Source organism: Agrobacterium larrymoorei (assembly GCF_037722385.1).
Taxonomy (GTDB): domain Bacteria; phylum Pseudomonadota; class Alphaproteobacteria; order Rhizobiales; family Rhizobiaceae; genus Agrobacterium; species Agrobacterium larrymoorei_C.
Genome location: NZ_JBBKAQ010000020.1, coordinates 40,385 through 60,804 on the forward strand (window position 1 = coordinate 40,385; position 20,420 = coordinate 60,804).

The 20,420-nt window shown below is 57.9% G+C and carries 16 protein-coding genes; 2 read left to right on the forward strand and 14 right to left on the reverse strand.

Annotation, left to right across the window (positions count from 1 at the left end):
* Nucleotides 1-92 precede the first annotated feature (92 nt).
* The gene (locus tag WKI41_RS19175) at nt 93-1,472 is read left to right on the forward strand and encodes a flagellar biosynthetic protein FliO (protein ID WP_340195074.1); all 1,380 of its coding nucleotides are present in this window, start codon (nt 93-95) and stop codon (nt 1,470-1,472) included.
* A gap of 360 nt (nt 1,473-1,832) precedes the next feature.
* Here the strand turns inward: WKI41_RS19175 and WKI41_RS19180 are convergent, their stop codons facing one another.
* From WKI41_RS19180 to WKI41_RS19210, 7 genes are all read right to left on the reverse strand, one after another.
* Nucleotides 1,833-4,958, reverse strand: a complete 3,126-nt coding sequence (locus tag WKI41_RS19180; protein WP_340195075.1) for an efflux RND transporter permease subunit — start codon at nt 4,956-4,958, stop codon at nt 1,833-1,835.
* 2 nt (nt 4,959-4,960) lie between these two features.
* Nucleotides 4,961-6,100 carry an efflux RND transporter periplasmic adaptor subunit gene (locus tag WKI41_RS19185; RefSeq protein WP_340195076.1) on the reverse strand — a complete coding sequence of 380 codons (1,140 nt, stop codon included), beginning with the start codon at nt 6,098-6,100 and terminating at the stop codon, nt 4,961-4,963.
* A gap of 118 nt (nt 6,101-6,218) precedes the next feature.
* On the reverse strand, nt 6,219-6,857 hold the full coding sequence (locus WKI41_RS19190; RefSeq protein ID WP_340195077.1) for a VOC family protein: 639 nt from the start codon (nt 6,855-6,857) through the stop codon (nt 6,219-6,221).
* 79 nt (nt 6,858-6,936) lie between these two features.
* A complete protein-coding gene (locus tag WKI41_RS19195) occupies nt 6,937-8,565 on the reverse strand; it encodes a CTP synthase (RefSeq protein ID WP_340195078.1) in 1,629 nt (542 codons plus the stop codon).
* 159 nt (nt 8,566-8,724) lie between these two features.
* Entirely contained in the window at nt 8,725-9,231 is a 507-nt protein-coding gene (secG, locus tag WKI41_RS19200; RefSeq protein ID WP_340195079.1) for a preprotein translocase subunit SecG, read from the reverse strand.
* 118 nt (nt 9,232-9,349) lie between these two features.
* Nucleotides 9,350-10,120, reverse strand: coding sequence for a triose-phosphate isomerase (tpiA, locus tag WKI41_RS19205; protein WP_340195080.1), 771 nt, complete (start codon nt 10,118-10,120; stop codon nt 9,350-9,352).
* A 137-nt stretch (nt 10,121-10,257) separates the two neighbouring features.
* A complete protein-coding gene (locus WKI41_RS19210; RefSeq protein ID WP_340195081.1) occupies nt 10,258-11,139 on the reverse strand; it encodes an alpha/beta hydrolase in 882 nt (293 codons plus the stop codon).
* A gap of 182 nt (nt 11,140-11,321) precedes the next feature.
* Between WKI41_RS19210 and parE the strand changes: the two genes are divergently transcribed.
* Nucleotides 11,322-13,397 (forward strand): DNA topoisomerase IV subunit B, encoded by a 2,076-nt coding sequence (gene parE, locus WKI41_RS19215; RefSeq protein ID WP_340195082.1) that lies wholly within the window; start codon nt 11,322-11,324, stop codon nt 13,395-13,397.
* Between the two features lie 354 nt (nt 13,398-13,751).
* On the opposite strand, the gene lipA is transcribed toward parE, so the two are convergent.
* From lipA to WKI41_RS19250, 7 genes are all read right to left on the reverse strand, one after another.
* Nucleotides 13,752-14,726, reverse strand: coding sequence for a lipoyl synthase (gene lipA / locus WKI41_RS19220; RefSeq protein WP_340195083.1), 975 nt, complete (start codon nt 14,724-14,726; stop codon nt 13,752-13,754).
* A 35-nt stretch (nt 14,727-14,761) separates the two neighbouring features.
* Nucleotides 14,762-15,010, reverse strand: a complete 249-nt coding sequence (locus WKI41_RS19225; RefSeq protein WP_062427373.1) for a GlsB/YeaQ/YmgE family stress response membrane protein — start codon at nt 15,008-15,010, stop codon at nt 14,762-14,764.
* Between the two features lie 42 nt (nt 15,011-15,052).
* On the reverse strand, nt 15,053-15,307 hold the full coding sequence (locus tag WKI41_RS19230; RefSeq protein WP_296014248.1) for a GlsB/YeaQ/YmgE family stress response membrane protein: 255 nt from the start codon (nt 15,305-15,307) through the stop codon (nt 15,053-15,055).
* Nucleotides 15,308-15,362: 55 nt separating this feature from the next.
* Nucleotides 15,363-16,808, reverse strand: coding sequence for a dihydrolipoyl dehydrogenase (gene lpdA / locus WKI41_RS19235; protein ID WP_340195084.1), 1,446 nt, complete (start codon nt 16,806-16,808; stop codon nt 15,363-15,365).
* 63 nt (nt 16,809-16,871) lie between these two features.
* Entirely contained in the window at nt 16,872-17,519 is a 648-nt protein-coding gene (locus tag WKI41_RS19240; RefSeq protein ID WP_340195085.1) for an SGNH/GDSL hydrolase family protein, read from the reverse strand.
* Nucleotides 17,520-17,580: 61 nt separating this feature from the next.
* Nucleotides 17,581-18,975: a pyruvate dehydrogenase complex dihydrolipoamide acetyltransferase gene (locus WKI41_RS19245; protein WP_340195086.1), complete on the reverse strand. Its 1,395-nt coding sequence runs from the start codon at nt 18,973-18,975 to the stop codon at nt 17,581-17,583.
* A gap of 15 nt (nt 18,976-18,990) precedes the next feature.
* The gene (locus WKI41_RS19250; protein WP_340195087.1) at nt 18,991-20,418 is read right to left on the reverse strand and encodes a pyruvate dehydrogenase complex E1 component subunit beta; all 1,428 of its coding nucleotides are present in this window, start codon (nt 20,416-20,418) and stop codon (nt 18,991-18,993) included.
* Nucleotides 20,419-20,420: the final 2 nt, after the last annotated feature.

Consider the following 20,420-nt stretch of genomic DNA (forward strand, 5'->3'; position numbering starts at 1 on the left):
AGGATAAATTCTTGTGCGGAGCGAAAAAAAATCGTCTTTTCCGGTCACGTTCTGTGAACAAATGTAATGCGGGTACATTTCCGCTGCACGAAATGGCTGAAGGGACCGGCTCCATTATGGAAGATTTCATTGGCACATATGGCAATCGCCTGATTATTGCAGTGGTTGGCGTCGGTGCGGCACTGCTGCTGCTTGCCATCGTCCTATGGTTTATTCGCAGACGCAGTGGCTCTGCACCCTTCATTCGTGGTGGGCGAAACCGCCAGCCACGCCTGCAGGTGTTGGACGCGACCGCAGTTGATGCCCGCCGGCGTCTCGTTCTTGTTCGCCGCGACAATGTCGAACATCTGGTGATGATTGGCGGTCCGACCGATATCGTCATCGAAAGCGGTATCGGCGCCATACCGTTCATGAAGGATGTGCGCGATCCGCAGGACGAGGCCCTCATTGGGCGCGACGCGGAGCGTCAGCGCAGCATTGCGCAGGCACCGCAAGACGATCTCAGGCCCGCAGAGGCGCACGTGGCAACCGAATTGAAGACCCCGGCTCGAGAAGAGCGCAAGAAGCCAGCCGCGAGCGCCCCACCCGCAAAGCCAGCGCCCTCCCCGTCGCCTGCGCCTGCAGTGGCGGCGACCAGATCAACCAATCCCCCTCCACCAGTGACGGCGCAACCCATCCCCCGAAAGCCTGAGCCAGCGCCTGTTATCCCTTCGGTTTCGACCGCAGGACCCTATGCACCATCGCCTAACCGCGAGGCGCCCCAGCCGGTCGCGCCGCCAGCGCCCAAAGCGCTGGCACGCGAACCGATAGCACCCACTATTTCCGCAGCTCCACCCATCCTTGCTGCCGCGGTGATGCAGCAAAACGACGACCCGAAGCCAGCCGTCGCAACAGCCTCGGCATCGTCCAGCGGCCCGGAAGCGCCCGTCGCTTCACCAGCACCTAGCATCTCCACTGTCAGCTCCCCAGTCGCATCCACTGGTTATGGAACGAGCTTCGCAGAGCCTATGTGGACAGCAGAACCCTCGCTGGACGAAAAGCCCGAGCCAATTGGACACAATCGACCAGCTTTGACAGAAGAAAATGCGGTCGATTTCCTCGACGCAGCACGCGATCGTGTGCTTCCCGCCTATCGGGCCGCACCCGCTGTTGCAGCCGCATCCGCCGCTCCTTTAACACCGCCTGTTGCAAAACCAGAACCGCTTGCCCCGAGTGATAATGGTCCCGTCTTCGGCGACCAGTTGACCAGTGATTTCGAAAGTTTCCTTGAGGCCGAAATTGCCAAGAACAACATCACGCCTCCCGTTTTCTCACCGTCTCCTACAGTCGAACCAACCTTCGACCCAGATACGACCACACCAGATCCGCAACCTGATCCGAAATTCTCGGAAGCGCCCGCCGCTGCTGAGCGGGATGTTCAAAAGGAGATGGCGCGTATTTTCGGTGAGATGTCTGTTACGCGTGATCGGTAATCAGCAATAAAGCTGACGCCAGAGTAACAACGAAGCAGGAAAGCTTTCAGTGTCACTCTGGCGTTCACGTTTTTAGGACGCTCGCAGCAGCTCCTTCGCTGCAATCTTGCGGATCAAGTGACTTGTAAAGTCCTTATTGAGACTCGGCGCACAGCCTAGGCCTTGCCCCCTCTCCCTCCATGACCGTAGGTGGAAGTTCTAATTTGTGGTCGAAACGAATTACCGCCTTACGAGCCCCTTGGCAGAACATCGCCGATTCGTCGACCAGCAGTACAAGGCCCGCCCGATTCCCTTGTTTTATAGCCGACTGGTAGTGTCCCCCGCACCGAGTAGTCGTGACGACCGCGCCTTCCCCCATCATCAAGCGGCTACGAGCTTGCCGTCAGGCTCATCCTTCCTGCGCCGCAGCTTGTCGAGCAAAAGATAGATGACGGGAGTGGTGTAAAGTGTCAGCACCTGGCTAACCATCAAGCCACCAACGATGGCATAGCCGAGCGGCTGGCGCAGTTCGGCGCCTGAACCGTGGCCGAGCGCGAGCGGTATGCCGCCCAGCAACGCAGCCATCGTGGTCATCAGGATCGGTCGGAAACGCATCTGAGCGGCCTTGACGATTGCCTCCTCGCTCGACAATCCCTCGTCCCGCTCTGCCTGGATAGCGAAATCGACGAGCATGATACCATTCTTCTTGACGATACCGATCAACAGAATGACCCCAATCATTGCAACGAGCCCAAAGTCGAAGCCGGCCCCTTGCAAAGCAAGAAGTGCCCCGAGGCCGGCAGACGGTAAGGTCGACAGGATTGTCAGCGGATGGATAAGGCTTTCGTAGAGTACGCCGAGAATGATGTAGACCACGACCAACGATGCCAGGATGAGCAAAGGGATCGTCCCAAGCGAATCCTTGAAGGCCTTTGCGCTACCGGAGAACGATGTCTGCAGCGATCCTGGAGGATGCATGTTGGACACGGCATTTTCGATGACGGACGTCGCGTTCCCCAGAGCGACATCGGGTGCCAGGTTGAACGAAATGGTCACGGCCGGCGATTGACCCTGATGCGCGATCGATACCGGTGAGGTACCATCCGTCGTCCACTTCGCCACCACGGACAGCGGGACAAGCGTTCCGTTGCTAGCTCTGACCGAGAGGCGGTCCAGTGTCGCGATGTCTCGCTGCAGATCCGGCAAGACTTCAAGGATGACACGGAACGTATCGGTCTGACTGGAGAAGGAAGCAACCTGACGCTGACCGAACGCATCGTAAAGTGTCTCATCGATGGTGGAAGGAAGCACGCCGTAGAGCGTTGCCGCCGCGCGGTCGAGCTTGATCGTCAGATTGGGAGCCTCTGCCTGCTGATCGCTTCCGACGTCGCGCAGTTCGGGCAGGCTTGAGAGCTTGCTGGTGATCTTTTCCGACCAGTCGCTCAGTTCGGCGATATCTGCGTCCTGAAGCGTGAACTGATACTGAGTTTTAGCCGGGCGCGCACCGATATTGATATCCTGTGCCGACTGCATGAAGAGCTTGATACCCTGCTGTCCATTCAGTGCAGTGCCCAACCGGTCGATCACCTGTTTGGCGCTGACATCGCGTTCCTCCAGAGGCTTCAGCGTAATGTTGACGTGACCCTGGTTCAGCGCGTTGCCTCCGTTACCGCCGCCAATATCCATGAAGACGCTGTAGACGGCGGGATCTTTCATAATGATCTCGCTGACGCGCTCTTGAAGCTTCGCCATCTCGGTAAAGGATATGTCTGGGGAGGCCTGCGAGATACCGGCAATGAACCCGGTATCCTGCTCCGGGAAGAAGCCTTTGGGTGCGACAACGAACAGGTAGCCGGTGGCTGCGACGGTCGCCAGGAAAACGAACAGTGTCAAAAAGCGATGTCGAATGACCGGCTTCAGGCTGCGGATGTAGAGCGCCGTCAATCCATCGAAGAACGCCTCTCCTGCGAGATAAAAACGGCCGCGTTGATCCTTCTCAATAGGCCGGATGAACTTCGATGCCAGCATCGGCGTCAACGTCAAAGAGACGATGGCGGAAATGACGATCGCGACCGTCAGCGTGACGGCAAATTCACGAAACAGGCGCCCGATAATGCCACCCATCAACAGGATTGGGATCAGAACAGCAATAAGCGACAGACTGATGGAAACGATCGTGAAACCGATCTCCCGCGTGCCTTGAAGCGCTGCCCGCTTCGGCTCGACACCATCTTCAATGTGGCGGGTGATGTTTTCCAACATGACGATGGCATCGTCGACGACGAAGCCGACGGCAACGACCAGTGCCATGAGCGAAAGATTGTCCAGACTGAAGCCCAAGAGCCACATGGGTGCGAGCGATCCGGCGAGCGCAATCGGGAGCGTCAAGACCGGAATGAGTGTCGCGCGCAGATTTCGCAGGAAAAGGAAGATGACGACAACCACGAGACCGATGGTCAGCATCAGCGTGAACTGAATGTCCGTGACGGATGCTCTGATCGTCGTTGTTCGGTCGGTGACGAGCTCGAGCTTCACCGAGCGCGGCAACGAGGCCTGAAGTGCGGGTAGTTGCTCCTTTACAGCATTGACGACCGCGATCACATTGGCGCCGGGCTGACGAAAAACGTCAAGCGCAATCCCTCGCTCTCCATTGGTCCAGTGCGCCATCTTGCTGTCTTCCGCACCATCGGTCGCTTGCCCGATATCGCGAATGCGCACTGGTCCGCCGTTTCGGTAAGCGATGACGGCATCGTTCCATTCCGCGCTGCTGGAAATCTGGTCGTTGGTGTAGATCGGAAAAGTGCGTGTGGGGTCGTCGATATTCCCCTTTGGTGCGCTGAGACTGAGATTGCTGATAGCAGTGCGCACATCTTCCATTGTCACATCGGCCTGCGCCAGGCGACCGGGGTCGACAGCGATGCGAATGGCTGGCTTCTGCTTTCCGCCAATATTGACGAAAGCCACTCCTGAAACCTGCCCGATTTTGGAAGCGACGTTGCGCTCGATGTATTCGTCGAGTTGCGGCAGTGTCAGCGTATCGGACGTCGCGGAAAGCTGCATGATCGGAGCATCGGCGGGGTTTGCCTTATGCACCGTTGGAAGCGAGGTCATATCCTTCGGAAGCTCGCCCGCCGCTTCGCTGATTGCGGTTTGAACATCGCTTGCTGCCGTCTCGATATTCTTATCGAGATCGAACTGCACCGTAATAGACGTGGTACCAAGCGAACTGTTCGACGTCATCTCGGTGATGCCGCTCACGCGCGAGAGCGCTTGTTCGATCGGTTGCGCGACACTCGAAGCCATCGTCTCCGGCGATGCACCGGGAAGATTGGCACCAATCTGGATCGTCGGAAAATCGATTTGCGGAAGGGCTGATACCGGCATGAAGGGATAGCAGATCGCGCCGACGAGAAAGATGCCGGTCATCAGCAAACCGGTCGCCACCGGATGCAGGATAAAAAAATCGAAGAAGCTGGAGGTGCGGCTTTGGTTCTGATCGTTCTTCATCGTCAATTCGCCTTCCCGGCGAGTTCGCCCGTAGGCGATCCGGTCCAGGGCGTTGTGGTTACGCTTGCGCCGTTACCGATCCGCGACTGTCCATCCATGACGACATCTTCGCCCTCCTTGATGCCGTCTGTCACCAGCGCTCTAGCCCCAGTCACGAAAGCGGTCTTCACGTTACGTTTTTCGACAGTGTTACCGTTAGAGACGACGTAGGCGTAGAGCCCATCGCGTCCTCTTGCCAAAGCTTTGTCGGGCACGACCACACCGCTCTTGTGCATGACTGTCAGGGTTGTCGCGACGGGAAGCCCCGGCCATAGGGCACCGTTGCCGTTGTCGAAGATCGCCTTGAGATGGATGGAGCCGTTGGAGGCATCGACAGAATTGTCCATCGTGGTCAACTGGCCCTTCGCCAACACGCGGCTTCCATCGGTGGTGATCAATGTGACCGACGCGATCTTTTCGCTCAGCGCTTGACGGATCTCGCCGAACCTGTCGCCAGGCGCGACAAAGGACACGGCAATCGGATCCATTTGGGTGATGGTCACAATTCCATCGGTCGAACTTGCGCTGATGACGCTTCCCACATCGACCTGCTTGAAACCTGTACGTCCGGAAATGGGGGCGATCACCGTTGCAAAGCCAAGCTGGGTCTCGGCACTCTTGATCATGGCGTCGTCATATTGAACAGCCGCCGCATATTCCTGGCTCAGCGCATTCTTCTGCTCAAGCGTGGAGGCAGACGCGACCCCTTTTTCCGCCAGTGATGCATAACGCTGTGCTTCGGTTTTTGCGCTGTTGTACTGCGCTTCGTCCTGCGCCTTCTTTGCTTGGGCGGACGTGAGAGCAGATGAAAGCTCGCGATCGTCGAGCGTCAGCAGGACGCTGCCCTTCTCCACTATCTGGCCTTCAGAGAAACGAATGCCAGTCACCTGCCCGTCGATCCGCGGTCTGACGGTGACGCTTTGCAACGGATCCACTGTACCGATTCCGTTGATGACCTTGTCGATCTCCTCCACCTTGGCTTTGTAAACCGTGACAGGAACGGAAGGTGCGTCCTGCGCTCGTGCAACGTCGGGCAATGCCAATGCTACACCTCCCAGATAGAGTGCTGGAAGCGCGTAAACGGGAAGGATTTTGGTGAGCATGCTGCTGATCTCGCGCGCTGGCGTTCAAATTCAGCAGTAAACTCGGATCACGAATTTTTGTTCTGACGTGATATTAATATTAGGAAATACTTTTTGGAGCGGCGAAGCCGACACAATCCTAACTCAAGAGCTTGACGCCGTTTGGCGTGTCTATCTCGGCCATATAGCGGAATCGTTTTCCCTCCACCACCACTGGGAGATCAGTGATATTGAGGTCCGCGTAAAGTTTCTGAACTCGGCTCACCTCGGGATGCTCGATCTGGAAGCTCTTCAGGCGGAATCCGAGATCCGGCATCGATGATGCGGGATTTCCGCGCGCGCCCCAATCCATGACCGAAGGCGCTATACCGTCGTAGGGAAGATATCCATCCTCGGCCACCGCAAACAGCCACTCACGATCTCCACGTGACACCTTTACCTGACGCCCCAGCAGATCACCGTGCCTCGCGAGTACGCCAGTCAAGTCGCTGGTCCTCGCCACCCATGCGCGAAGTCGCCGCCCCTCGTCCCACGCGGCTTGGACCGCTGCCCTATCATCAAGCCCGAACCAGCGCCGTCGCTTCGGCGGCTCTGCAGCCGGATCGACCGCGATAACTTCCAGAAAAACATCCTCGCCAAGACGCAATAGAAGATTATGCGTGCCCATCTGCGGGTGCTTACCGCCTTTCGGCATCTCGACGCCAAGCGTCTCGCGCACGTACTCGGCGCCGGCTTCCAGTGACGGAGCAATGATAGCCAGATGATCCAGCTTCAACATTCGCGCAATTCCTGTCCATAAAAGCAAAAGACCGCATCGCTGCGGCCTTTCGATCTTTAATTTCGTCACGTCTTAACAATCAAACCAGACGGCTCCGAACCAGTGCTGCTTCGATGAAGCTTGCAAAAAGCGGATGCGGATCGAGCGGCCGGCTCTTCAGTTCCGGATGATACTGCACACCGATGAACCAAGGATGATCCGGATACTCGACAGTTTCCGGCAGAAGACCGTCCGGAGACATACCGGAGAACACAAGACCGCAGCTTTCGAGACGATCCTTGTACTCCACGTTGACCTCGTAACGATGGCGGTGGCGCTCGGAAATGTCGGTCGAGCCATAGATGTCGGCGATCTTGGTATCCTTCTTCAGCGACGCTTTGTAGGCGCCGAGGCGCATCGTGCCGCCAAGATCACCCTTGGCATTGCGCTTCTCGAGCTCATTGCCCTTGACCCATTCGGTCATAAGACCAACGACAGGTTCCTGGGTTGGACCGAATTCGGTCGAAGAGGCCTTCTCGATGCCCGCGAGGTGACGTGCTGCTTCCACAACCGCCATCTGCATGCCGAAGCAGATACCAAAATACGGAACCTGACGTTCGCGAGCAAACTGAGCTGCACGGATCTTGCCTTCAGAACCGCGTTCACCAAAGCCACCGGGAACGAGGATGGCATTGACCTTTTCAAGGTAAGGCGCCGGGTCTTCCTTTTCGAAGACTTCCGACTCGATCCATTCGAGCTTCACCTTCACACGGTTGGCGATACCGCCATGGTGCAGTGCTTCAATGAGCGACTTATAGGCGTCCTTAAGGCCGGTGTACTTGCCAACGATCGCAATCGTCACTTCGCCTTCAGGGGTGTGGATGCGATTGCAGACTTCTTCCCACAGCTCAAGACGCGGCTTGGGTGCGGGTTCGATACCAAAGGCGGCCAGAACCTCGTTATCGAGGCCTTCCTTATGATAGGCCGTCGGTACGTCATAGATATTCGCGACATCAAGCGCCTGAATGACGGCGGACTGACGCACGTTGCAGAAGAGTGAAAGCTTGCGACGCTCTGCTTCCGGAATTTCGCGATCGGCACGAACCAGCAGGATGTCTGGGTGAATACCAAGTGCCTGCAATTCCTTGACCGAATGCTGCGTCGGCTTGGTTTTCAACTCGCCGGCTGCCGGAATGTACGGCATCAACGTCAGGTGAAGATAAATCGCCGTGCCGCGTGGCAGATCGTTGCCAAGCTGGCGGATGGCCTCCATGAAAGGCATCGCCTCGATGTCGCCGACCGTGCCGCCGATTTCGCAAATGACGAAATCATAGTCGTCATTGCCTTCAGTGACGAAATCCTTGATCTCGTTGGTTACATGCGGAATGACCTGAACCGTCGCGCCAAGATAATCGCCGCGGCGTTCCTTATCGATGATGTTCTTGTAAATGCGACCCGTGGTGATGTTGTCGGTCTTGGTTGCCGAGCGCCCCGTAAAGCGTTCGTAATGGCCAAGATCGAGATCCGTCTCCGCGCCGTCATCGGTCACGAAAACCTCACCGTGCTGGGTGGGGCTCATGGTGCCGGGATCGACATTGAGGTAGGGGTCGAGTTTGCGAAGCCGCACCCGATATCCACGGGACTGCAACAACGCTCCGAGTGCCGCGGCCGCAATGCCCTTCCCAAGGGAGGATACCACGCCGCCTGTGATGAATACATATCGCGCCATGGGAGTCACCGCTTACCTTTTAATAGATGATTCCGCCAGTCCCAAATTCATTGATCGCGAAATCATCTGTTGATGACGCGTGGAAGCTGAGCTGGAATCTAAACAAAAGAAAACCGGCAGGCTTTGCAGCCTGCCGGAGTGTTAATCGTCGACTGAGCCTTATTGGCCGGTCGGAACGCCATTGGTGTTGGCGGGAGCCTGTTGCTGCGCCGGTGCAGCCGGAGCCGCAGAGCCACCTTCAGCTGGTGCGGCTGGCGTCGTCGTTGCAGGGGTCTGCTGAGCCGGTGCCTGGTTCGACGCACCATTGGTGGTGGACGGTACACCGTTATTCGCTGGAGCCTGAGAAGGTGCCGAAGGCGTCGTCGTCGACGGTCCGAGCGTGTCGAGAATGCCGTTACCCTGTCCCTGCTGCGCTGGAATACGGTCCAGAATGTCGGTCGGGCGCGATTCGTAGCGGGTCAGAAGGCCAAGGCCGAGAGATGTCGCGAAGAACAAAGCGGCGAGGATCGCCGTCGTGCGTGTCAGCGCGTTAGCGGTTCCGCGGGCAGACATGAAGCCCGAACCGCCGCCGATACCGAGGCCACCGCCTTCGGAACGCTGGATCAGCACCACGCCGACAAGCGCCAGCACGATCATGAGGTGAATAACAATCAGTACGTTCTGCATGACAATCCATTCCATGCCCCATCAGGAGCACAATGAAGAAGTTTGCGGCTCTTTACATGAGGCGAATGCGTATTCCAAGCCCCTGGGAACCGAAAGCCTGGCTGCTTTTCCGAAAAAATCAGGCCGTCAACTGCTCGTAAGCTGCATAGATGGACAGGAAGTCGGAGGCTTTCAAGCTCGCGCCACCGATGAGCGCGCCATCGACATTGTCGATCCCCATCAGTTCCAAGGCGTTGGAAGGCTTGACCGAGCCGCCATAGAGAATGCGCATGCCCCTTCCCTCGCCGGCGAAGCGCTTGACGAGCTCATCGCGCATGAAAGCATGCGCTTCCCGCACGTCATCGACAGTTGGCGTCAGGCCTGTTCCGATCGCCCAAACCGGCTCATAGGCGATGACCGTGTTGGCGGCGGTCGCCTCATCGGGCAAGGACCCGTCAAGCTGGCGCTTAAGCACGTCGAGCGTCTGGCCTGATTTGCGTTGCTCCGCCGTCTCGCCAATGCAGATGATGGCAATGAGGTCGGCCGCGTAGGCAGAACTGGCCTTAGCGCGCACCAGATGGTCCGTCTCAGCATGGTCGGTGCGGCGCTCGGAGTGTCCCACGATTACATGTGTGCCGAAGCAGTCCGAAATCATCTCAGCGGAGATATCGCCCGTATGCGCGCCTGATGCATTCTGATGGCAATCCTGCGCGCCAATTTTAAGTGGACTGTCCTCGCAAAGCGCCGTCGCGACATAGAGCAGCGTCGAAGGCGGGCAGATCAGCGACTCGATTTTTTCCGCAAGAGGACCCTTTACCCCTTCGGCCATCGCCTTGATTTGATCGAGCGAGGCGCGCGTTCCGTTCATCTTCCAATTTCCAGCGACGAGCGGGCGAATATCTGGGGTCATCGAGCAGTCATTCCTCTTGATTGTTTGCAGGTTCTTCTCAGAGAACAGCGACAGGAAATTGGATGAAAAAGCAAGGTTTCGGTTCGAAATTTGGTGAATTTCGTACAAGACCTATCGTGAGCAATCGTTAATCCGGCCTAATGAACGAGAATCCAGTTGAGCACGGCGCGCCAGTCGGTCATCCGAACCGGCGTTCCATGGGTTCCTGTCTGGAAGAGCGTGAAGCGTGTCGGCACACCGGCCTTCAAAAGCGCCCGGAACGTCACGGCCTGCTGATCGGCCGAATAGACTTTGTCGAGGCTCCCATGGGTGAAGTAGACAGGCTTCTTCGCCTTGATGAATGCACTTTTGGCGAAATCGGGATCGACCGCGCCGCCGAGAATCGCCATACCCTTCAGATCGGCAACCGCGGCCGCGTCGCGGCTGATGCCGTAGCAGATGAAGCTTCCCATGGACGCGCAGGCAAGAATGACGGGCTTCCCGCCTGATTTCGCTTTCGCATCACTGATCAGAGCCGCAACGTCGGCTACGCCATTCTGATCGAAGCTCTTGACGCTCGGCGCATAATAGGTGCCGCCATTTTCGACAGCTAAGTTCTTCAGTCGATTGAAATTGCCGCCGAAAGTATAATCTTTCATGCCAAGCCGACGATCCCCACCCCGGCCGTGTATAAAGATCACAGTAAACGCCTGGCCGCTCGCCCGTCCGACGCGTCCCACATCGATAGAGCGTCCTCCGACGGAAATCGTTTCCAGCTCCTGAAGGCTTTTCGGCGCGAGATCGACATATTGCCGTTTTACTCGCTGCTCTGGGATTTCGTCCCGCCCGTTGATATCGCGCATCTCCTGGTACTCGATAACCTGGGACGAACCGTTATCCGACGTGGACAACACGGTCTGGGCAGAAAACAGATCGTCCTTGAAGGGTTTTAGCGGCCCACCATTGGTTTGAGCGCTGGTGGGTATCGCTGCAACAGAGAGGCAGAAAAGAGTACAAAAGGTGAAAAGAGCTGTGGACATGCCTTGAGGAACCGTTTCATTTGCGCCACAAGTCTTGCCATCCGGGCTGCCGCAACGCAATCCTTTACGGTAGAGCATCAGCCCTTTGTACCCTGCTAGAGTAGCCCGACACGTCAACCGGTGTCTGTATCCTGCATGCTCGCATGGACAAAATCCGGGCAAAATCTGATTGAACTGGACCTATGGACGATAGCAACGATCTTTTCTCCGGCCTTCCCGCAGCCAGCCGCGCTGAAGCAGAAACGCGGGAAGCTGCACCCGCTGTAGCACCGGCTGCAAAGGCGGTCGCGCAGCCAAAAGCCGCGCCTGCACCAGTCACGTCATCGGGCGATGATTACGGCGCCTCGTCCATCCGCGTTCTGGAGGGTCTGGAGCCGGTACGCATGCGTCCGGGCATGTATATTGGTGGGACCGACGAGAAGGCGCTGCACCACCTTTTTGCCGAAGTCATCGATAACTCGATGGACGAAGCGGTTGCCGGCCACGCCAACTTCATCGAGGTGCATCTGGATGCCGAAGGCTTCCTGACGGTCAGCGATAACGGTCGCGGTATCCCCGTCGAAAACCATCCACAAGTGCCGGGCAAGTCCACGCTCGAAGTCATCATGACCAAGCTGCATGCCGGCGGCAAGTTTGATGGCAAGGCCTACGAGACCTCCGGCGGTCTGCACGGTGTCGGCGTATCCGTCGTCAACGCTCTGTCCGACGTGTTGGAAGTAGAAGTCGCACGTAATCGCAAGCTCTACCGCCAGCGTTTTTCACGCGGCATTCCGCAAGGCCCGCTGGAAGAGTTGGGCGATGTCCATAACCGCCGCGGAACCCGCGTGCGCTTCCATCCGGATGCGCAGATCTTCGGCGAACACGCCAAGTTCGAAGCCGCCCGCATCTTCCGGATGGCACGCTCCAAGGCCTATCTCTTCGGCGGCGTCGAAATCCGCTGGAGCTGCGATCCGGGTGTCGTGCCGGCAGGCGGTGAAATTCCGGAAAAGGCCGTCTTCCATTTCCCAGGCGGCTTGAAGGATTATCTCTCCGCCACATTGGGCAAGGACTTTACGGTCACCCGCGAAATCTTTTCAGGGAGAACGGAAAAGACCGGCGGTCACGGCGCGCTGGAATGGGCAGTCACCTGGTATGGCGGCGACAGCCAGATCCATTCCTATTGCAACACCATCCCGACACCTGAAGGCGGCACACACGAAGCTGGCCTTCGCATTGCGCTGACCAAGGGGCTGAAGAATTATGCCGAACTGACGCAGAACAAGCGTGCCCGTGAAATCACCACCGATGACGTGATGATTTCGGCGGTCGGCATGCTGTCCGTCTTCATTCGTGAGCCGGAATTCGTCGGCCAGACCAAAGACAAACTCGCCACCGTCGAAGCCCAGCGCATCGTCGAGAACGCGCTGCGCGATCCGTTCGATCATTATCTTGCCGGCAATCCGAACGAAGCCGCCAAGCTTCTGGACTGGGTGATCGAGCGTTGCGAAGAGCGCCTGCGCCGTCGCAAGGAAAAGGAAGTCAACCGCAAGACTGCAGTGCGCAAACTGCGCTTGCCCGGCAAGTTGGCCGACTGCTCGCAGAACACAGCCGAAGGCGCTGAACTCTTCATCGTCGAGGGTGACTCGGCTGGTGGCTCCGCCAAGCAGGCGCGCAACCGCGCCAACCAAGCCATCCTGCCGCTGCGCGGCAAGATCCTGAACGTCGGCAGCGCCAGCCGTGAAAAGCTTTCCGCCAACCAGCAGATCGCCGATCTGATCCAGGCGCTGGGCTGCGGCACGCGCACCAAATATCGTGATGAGGATCTGCGCTACGAGCGCATCATCATCATGACCGATGCCGACGTGGACGGCGCGCATATCGCCTCGCTGCTGATCACCTTCTTCTATCAGGAAATGCCCGAACTGATCCGCGGCAGCCACCTCTATCTGGCCGTTCCGCCCCTCTACAAGATCACGCAAGGATCGAAGTCCGCCTATGCGCGCGACGACGTCCACCGTGCTGAACTGATGGAGACCGAGTTCAAGGGCCGCGGCAAGATCGAAATCAGCCGCTTCAAAGGCCTGGGCGAAATGCTGCCCGCGCAGCTGAAAGAAACCACCATGGATCCTTCCAAGCGTACGCTGCTGCGCGTGGAAATCGACGATGTGGATTTCGAAGGCACGCGCGAGGCGGTCGATAACCTGATGGGAACCAAGGCAGACGCCCGCTTCCGCTTCATTCAGGACCGTGCGGCCTTTGCGGAAAACCTGGATATTTGATGGATTGCCGGATTGGTTTGACCAACCTGGTACGCAATTGAAATGGACGGACAACCTTGGGAGAGGGCCGATGACCCTTGTTTGTCATGCTCGGGCCTGACACGATGCTGTCCGGGTTAGTTTCAAACATTTGTTTTAGCCGCGAGCTTAATCATCCTTCATACCGGCCTTGAGCCGGTATCCAGCCGCCTTGTGTCTCAAAGACCAAATGGGCGTTTCGAGACCAAATACTCAATCGGGCATAATCTCGCTATCCAAGCGCGGGATGCGGATTTAGGTGGTGCAGCTCCGACACCCCCAGACGCCTAAGATCCCCTGAAAGCTCTCAGTCCAGCGCTGCGAGGCGCTGCCCAGTCACTCAGCAGCGGCCAGCAGCTTCTTCTCGCGATTGGCACGCAGACGTTCAAAGTCATCGCCGGCGTGATGCGACGAGCGCGTCAGCGGGCTGGAAGAGACCATCAGGAAGCCTTTTGTATAGGCAACGGTCTCATAGGACTTGAACTCTTCCGGGGTGACGAAACGTTCGACCTTATGGTGCTTGCGCGTTGGCTGTAGATACTGGCCGATGGTGAGGAAATCGACATCGGCGCTGCGAAGATCGTCCATCAACTGCAGCACTTCGTTACGCTCTTCACCAAGACCAACCATGATCCCGGACTTGGTGAACATTGTGGGGTCCAGTTCCTTGACGCGCTGCAACAGGCGCACGGAATGGAAGTAGCGCGCGCCTGGGCGAACGGTCAGGTAGTTGCCGGGAACGGTTTCCATGTTGTGGTTGAACACATCAGGCTTTGCCGCAACGACACGCTCCAGAGCGCCCGGCTTCTTCAGGAAGTCAGGGGTCAGAATCTCAATCGTCGTATTGGGGGAAGCCGCACGGATTGCCCAGATCACCTTTTCGAAATGCTCGGCGCCACCGTCCGCGAGATCGTCGCGGTCAACCGAGGTGATGACGACGTGGCTGAGGCCCATCTGCTTGACGGCCTTGGCAACGTTTTCCGGCTCACTGAGATCGAGAGGGTTCGGCTTACCGGTCGAGACATTGCAGAAGGCGCAGGCGCGCGTGCAGATCTCGCCCATGATCATGAAGGTTGCGTGCTTCTTGTCCCAGCATTCGCCAATATTTGGACAGCCGGCCTCCTCGCACACCGTCACCAGCTTGTGGCTGCGCACCAGTTCGCGCGTCTCGTGGTAGCCCTTGGACGTCGGCGCCTTGACGCGGATCCATTCCGGCTTGCGCGCCACTTCCGTGTCGGGCTTATGCGCCTTTTCCGGATGACGGATACGCTTTTCGTCCGGCTGGGACATCCTGTCGAGAATAGTGACCATAAGAGAGACCTGCTTCTGCCGCTTCTAAAGCGGCTTTAACGCCTGACGAGCTTGGCGAGGAATAACAGAAGGCTTGCGCCCAGGAAAGACGTGACGAAGTAGCCGAGGCGGCTGTCTTCCACAAACACGTCGAATGTGCGCAACACCGCAACGGCGACGACGGAGCCGACAATGCCCAGCACAATGTTCATGAAGATGCCAAAACGCATATCCATGAGCTTGCCCGCAAGCCAGCCCGCGAGGCCGCCGATAATGATGGCAGCAATCCAGCCCACACTTTCCATCCGCAATCCCTTTCTTTAACCCGCCGCTTCGCAAAAGCCTGTCTAGGCAATCAGCCTTGCAATGAGCGTGACGATGATTGCACCCACCGTCGCATGAATGATCTGCACCACCAGAGCGTTTTCAATACCAAGCGAAATGCCGAAAGCGTTGAAAAGATAGCCGCCGACAAATGCGCCGATGACGCCGCTCAAGAGGCAACCGATCAACCCGCCACCGCCAACAATGAGGCTGGCGAGAAAACCGGCCACCAGGCCGATCAGCAGAAAGACAACCCAGGCTTCCGTAACAATCGACATGATCATTCTCCCTTGATATCGCTCCCCCAGAGAGTGGGAGCGACGAGAGCAATTATCAAGCGTTCAAAACACGCCCGTAAGCGTCCAGCACGCTTTCCTTCATCATTTCAGACAGCGTCGGATGCGGGAAGATGGTGTGCATCAACTCTTCTTCCGTCGTCTCAAGGTTCATCGCCACGACGAAGCCCTGAATGAGCTCGGTCACTTCCGCACCCACCATATGCGCCCCGATCAACTCGCCGGTCTTCTTGTCGAAGATGGTCTTGACCATGCCCTGGTCTTCACCAAGCGCGATCGCCTTACCATTGGCAGCGAAAGAATAGCGGCCGACGCGGATTTCACGTCCCTGCTCTTTCGCCTTGGCTTCCGTCAGACCGACCGAAGCGACCTGCGGATTGCAGTAGGTGCAGCCCGGGATCTTGGCCTTATCCATCGGGTGTACGCCCGGAACGCCGGCAATCTTTTCGATGCAGATAACGCCTTCGTGCTCTGCCTTGTGAGCAAGCATTGGAGGACCGGCGACATCGCCGATCGCGTAAACACCTGGAACGTTGGTCTTGCCGTAGCCATCGATGACGACGCAGCCGCGATCCGTCTTTACGCCGAGCGCTTCAAGACCGAGGTTCTCTATATTGCCCTGAACGCCGACAGCCGAAATCAGACGATCCGCGGTGATCTGCTGGACCTTGCCGTCTTTCGTCTCGACATGGGCGGTAATCGAGTTCGAACCTTTCTCGACCTTCGAAACCTTGGCTTCGGTGATGATCTTCAGGCCGCGCTTTTCAAGCTGCTTGCGAGCGAAAGCTGAAATTTCCGCATCTTCCACCGGCATAATGTTGGTCATCAGCTCGACCACTGTCACGTCCACGCCCATCGAGCGATAGAAGGAGGCGAATTCGATACCGATTGCGCCAGAGCCCATGACCACGATGGACTTCGGCATGAAGTCCGGTTTCATCGCTTCGAAATAGGTCCAGATCAGTTTGCCGTCCGGTTCGATCCCTGGCAGCGCACGCGGACGCGCACCCGTCGCGACGATGATGTGCTTGGCCGTATAGGTGCCCTCACCCAGAACGCCCTTTGGAACCGGGTTCTGCGGCTGGACGATCGGCTTGGAAATTTTGCCGACGACGATCTCGTTCGGCTTGGTCAGCTTGGCCTCACCCCAGATGACGTCGATCTTGTTCTTCTTCATCAGGAAGGCGACGCCGCCATTCAGGCGAGCGGACACGCCGCGCGAACGGGCGACAACTTCCTTCACATCCGCACTGATCGCTCCCTCCAGCTTCAGGCCATAATTCTTCGCATGATGGGCGTTGTCGAGCACTTCGGCGGAACGCAGAAGCGCCTTGGTGGGAATGCAGCCCCAGTTGAGGCAGATACCGCCAAGATGTTCGCGCTCGACGATCGCCGTCTTCAGGCCGAGCTGTGCCGCACGGATTGCCGTTACGTAACCGCCGGGACCGGAGCCGATGATGATGACGTCGTAGGATTGAGCCATTCTATGTCCTGCCTTTGTCTCTTTGACGGCGACTGTTCCGCCGCTGCGTCAATCGAATTCAAATCAAATTCCAAGCAACATGCGCACCACGGGCTCCAGCCCGCGTCCCAGCGCACGCGTATTTTCGGCATCCAGATGGACGCCGTCGAGTGGTGTCGTGACTGCAACGGAGGCCGCATCAAAGAAGGCGCACCCCTTGTCATCCGCCAGATCGCGATAGAGCGAACCCATCATCTTCGACTGTTCGATGGCACCCGCATACATCGCCGCAAACATCTCGTTGCCGGTTTCGCAAATATGCGGCGGCGAAACGATCAGGATTTCCGGCTCGTCATGATCCTCGAAGGACCAGGCGTGATGTCGGATGAGGCTTACCAGACGCTCCACACCCTTGACGGCACCGACAGCAGAACCAGCACCGATGCCGCGCTTCAAATCGTTGGTGCCGAGCATGATGATGACGAGATCAAGCGGCGCATGGCTGTGCAGAATCGTCGGCAGCAGCGTTGCACCGTTGCGGTCGCAATCGGCCAGATGATCGTCATACGCGGTGGTGCGCCCATTCAAGCCTTCGGCAATAACATTGACCTCACCGCCCAGCGCCTTCTGCAGCACGCTCGGCCAGCGATCTTCGAAAGCATGACGCCCGAGATTCTCGGCGTCATATCCCCACGTCAGGCTGTCGCCGTAGCAAAGAACGGTTTTCGTCACATCCGCCTCCAGAAGGAGAAGAGCCGAAGGCTGCCACCAGCATCCGGCTCAACTATTTTTATCAGACCAGCATCGACATCGGGCTTTCGATGTACCGCTTGAAGGCGGAAGCGAGTTCCGCGCCGAGCGCACCATCGATGACGCGGTGGTCGAAGGCGAAGGTCGCCGTCATCACCGTACCGACTTCGATCTTGCCGCCGCGAACGACCGGCTTCTCGACGCCAGCGCCGATGGAGACGATCGAAGCCTGAGGCAGGTTGACGATCGACGTGAAGGACGAGACGCCGAACATGCCAAGGTTAGACACCGATGTGGTGCCGCCCTGATACTCTTCCGGCTTCAGCTTCTTGTCACGCGCACGCTTGGCAAGATCCTTGACCTCGTTGGAGATAGCCGAAAGCGACTTCTCCTCGGCCTTGCGGACGATCGGCGTGATCAGGCCATCCGGGATCGACACAGCCACACCGACGTCGGCGTGCTTGTGAAGAACACGAGCGGTCGATGTCCAGGAAGCATTCGCCATCGGAACATCGCGCAGCGCAAGCGCCATTGCCTTGATGATGAAGTCGTTGACAGAGAGCTTGAAGGCCGGAACCTCGCCCTTCTCTGTCTTCTTCACCGGTGCTGAGGCATTGATCTCGGCACGAAGCTTCAACATCGCATCGAGTTCGCATTCCATCGAGACCGTGTAGGACGGAACAGTCTGGGTCGACTCGGTGAGACGCGAGGCAATGGTCTTGCGCATACCGTCATGTGGCAGAAGCTCGTAGGAGCCTTCGGCAAACAGCTTGAGAACGTTCTCGTCTGACGGACCCTTCGCAGGGGCCGGAGCAGCAGCGCCGGACGATGCAGGCGCTTGTGCCGCAGCCGGTGCAGCCTTCGCACCACCAGACGAAACGGCCTTTTCGACATCCGACTTAACAATGCGACCATGCGGGCCGGAGCCGGAAACAGCCGAAAGATCAAGACCAGCATCCTTCGCCATGCGGCGTGCCAGCGGTGAAGCAAAAAGACGCTCACCGGACTTGGACACAGGCGCTGGCGTCGAAGGCGCAGCCGCCTGATCTGCAACAGGCTTGTCAGCCTTAGGTGCAGCCTCAGACTTCTCTTCCTTGGGGGCCTCGGCCTTGGCTTCCTGCTTGGAAGCCTCAGCCTTCGCCTCAGACTTAGCGGGGGCAGCATCGCCACCCTTTGCCGCATCAGCCACGTCTTCACCTTCGCCAGCGAGGATGGCGATCAAGGCATTGACCTTGACCGCTTCCGTGCCGGCCGGGACCACGATCTTGGCGACTGTGCCCTCGTCTACAGCTTCCACTTCCATGGTCGCCTTGTCGGTCTCGATTTCGGCAATCACGTCGCCGGGAGCAACCTTGTCGCCTTCCTTGACCAGCCACTTGGCCAGATTGCCCTCTTCCATCGTCGGCGAAAGGGCAGGCATAGTGATGTTGATAGGCATCGAAACGCCCTCCCCTTACTTGTAGCAGACGGCTTTGACAGCCTGGATGACTTCGTCAACGTTTGGCAGAGCCAGCTTCTCCAGGTTTGCAGCGTAAGGCATCGGAACGTCCTTACCAGCAATCGTCAGGATCGGCGCATCGAGATAATCGAATGCGGCGCGCTGAACCTGGTTGGAGATGAAGTCACCGACCGATGACTGCGGGAAGCCTTCTTCGACCGTGACCAGACGACCGGTCTTCTTGACGGATTCGATCACTGTCGGAAGATCCATCGGGCGGATGGTGCGAAGGTCGATCAACTCGACATCGACGCCTTCCTTTTCCAGCTCGGCGACAGCCTTGACCGCATAGGTCATGCCGATACCGAAGGAAACGATGGTCGCATCCTTGCCCTTGCGGTGAATCCGCGCCTTGCCAATCGGCAGGACGAAGTCATCCAGCTTCGGCACTTCGAAGCTCTGACCGTACAGGATTTCGTTTTCAAGGAAGATGACCGGGTTCGGATCGCGGATAGCAGCCTTCAAGAGACCCTTGGCGTCGGCTGCCGTGTACGGCATGACGACCTTGAGGCCTGGAATGTGGCTGTACCATGCGGCATAGCACTGCGAATGCTGAGCCGCCACGCGGGCAGCAGCACCCGACGGACCGCGGAACACCATCGGAGCGCCCATCTGACCGCCGGACATATAGAGCGTCTTGGCAGCAGAGTTGACGATCTGGTCGATTGCCTGCATGGCGAAGTTGAACGTCATGAATTCGACGATCGGCTTCAGGCCGGTCATGGCAGCGCCAACACCGATACCGGCAAAGCCGTGCTCGGTGATCGGCGTATCGATAACGCGCTTGGCGCCGAATTCCTGCAGCAACCCTTGAGTGATCTTGTAGGCGCCCTGGTATTCGGCAACTTCTTCGCCCATGACGAAGACGTTTTCGTCCGAGCGCATTTCTTCGGCCATGGCGTCGCGCAGAGCTTCGCGCACGGTCTGGGTCGCGAACTCGGTGCCTTCCGGAATATCCGGATCGGCAGCAACCTCAATCTTGGGTGCGGCGGGTGCCTTTGCCGTTTCCTTGGAAGCGGAAGGCTCTTCGCTGGCTTCGCGGGTCTTGCCGCCGGCGGCGTCAGAACCGGAGCTTGCAGCTTCTGCCTTCGGCTCTTCCTTCTTCGGTGCTGCGGAAGACGACAGATCGTCAGCGCTCTCACCTTCCTGAAGGAGAACGGCAATAGCCGTGTTCACCTTGACGTTTTCGGTACCGGCGTCGATCAGGATCTTACCGATAACACCTTCGTCCACGGCTTCGACTTCCATCGTCGCCTTGTCAGTCTCGATTTCCGCGATCACGTCGCCGGAGGTGACCTTGTCACCTTCCTTTTTCAACCACTTGGAAAGCGTGCCTTCCTCCATGGTCGGGGAAAGGGCGGGCATAAGAATTTCTACTGGCATTG

Bases quoted from the DNA above. Each gene is read 5' to 3' on its own strand.
- WKI41_RS19180 (WP_340195075.1), bottom strand. From the start codon at position 4,958: ATGAAGAACGATCAGAACCAAAGCCGCACCTCCAGCTTCTTCGATTTT.
- lipA (WP_340195083.1), bottom strand. From the start codon at position 14,726: ATGGTCACTATTCTCGACAGGATGTCCCAGCCGGACGAAAAGCGTATC.
- WKI41_RS19175 (WP_340195074.1), top strand. From the start codon at position 93: ATGGCTGAAGGGACCGGCTCCATTATGGAAGATTTCATTGGCACATAT.
- WKI41_RS19230 (WP_296014248.1), bottom strand. From the start codon at position 15,307: ATGTCGATTGTTACGGAAGCCTGGGTTGTCTTTCTGCTGATCGGCCTG.
- WKI41_RS19185 (WP_340195076.1), bottom strand. From the start codon at position 6,100: ATGCTCACCAAAATCCTTCCCGTTTACGCGCTTCCAGCACTCTATCTG.
- secG (WP_340195079.1), bottom strand. From the start codon at position 9,231: ATGCAGAACGTACTGATTGTTATTCACCTCATGATCGTGCTGGCGCTT.
- WKI41_RS19210 (WP_340195081.1), bottom strand. From the start codon at position 11,139: ATGTCCACAGCTCTTTTCACCTTTTGTACTCTTTTCTGCCTCTCTGTT.
- WKI41_RS19195 (WP_340195078.1), bottom strand. From the start codon at position 8,565: ATGGCGCGATATGTATTCATCACAGGCGGCGTGGTATCCTCCCTTGGG.
- tpiA (WP_340195080.1), bottom strand. From the start codon at position 10,120: ATGACCCCAGATATTCGCCCGCTCGTCGCTGGAAATTGGAAGATGAAC.
- WKI41_RS19250 (WP_340195087.1), bottom strand. From the start codon at position 20,418: ATGCCAGTAGAAATTCTTATGCCCGCCCTTTCCCCGACCATGGAGGAA.
- lpdA (WP_340195084.1), bottom strand. From the start codon at position 16,808: ATGGCTCAATCCTACGACGTCATCATCATCGGCTCCGGTCCCGGCGGT.
- WKI41_RS19225 (WP_062427373.1), bottom strand. From the start codon at position 15,010: ATGGAAAGTGTGGGCTGGATTGCTGCCATCATTATCGGCGGCCTCGCG.
- WKI41_RS19190 (WP_340195077.1), bottom strand. From the start codon at position 6,857: ATGTTGAAGCTGGATCATCTGGCTATCATTGCTCCGTCACTGGAAGCC.
- WKI41_RS19245 (WP_340195086.1), bottom strand. From the start codon at position 18,975: ATGCCTATCAACATCACTATGCCTGCCCTTTCGCCGACGATGGAAGAG.
- parE (WP_340195082.1), top strand. From the start codon at position 11,322: ATGGACGATAGCAACGATCTTTTCTCCGGCCTTCCCGCAGCCAGCCGC.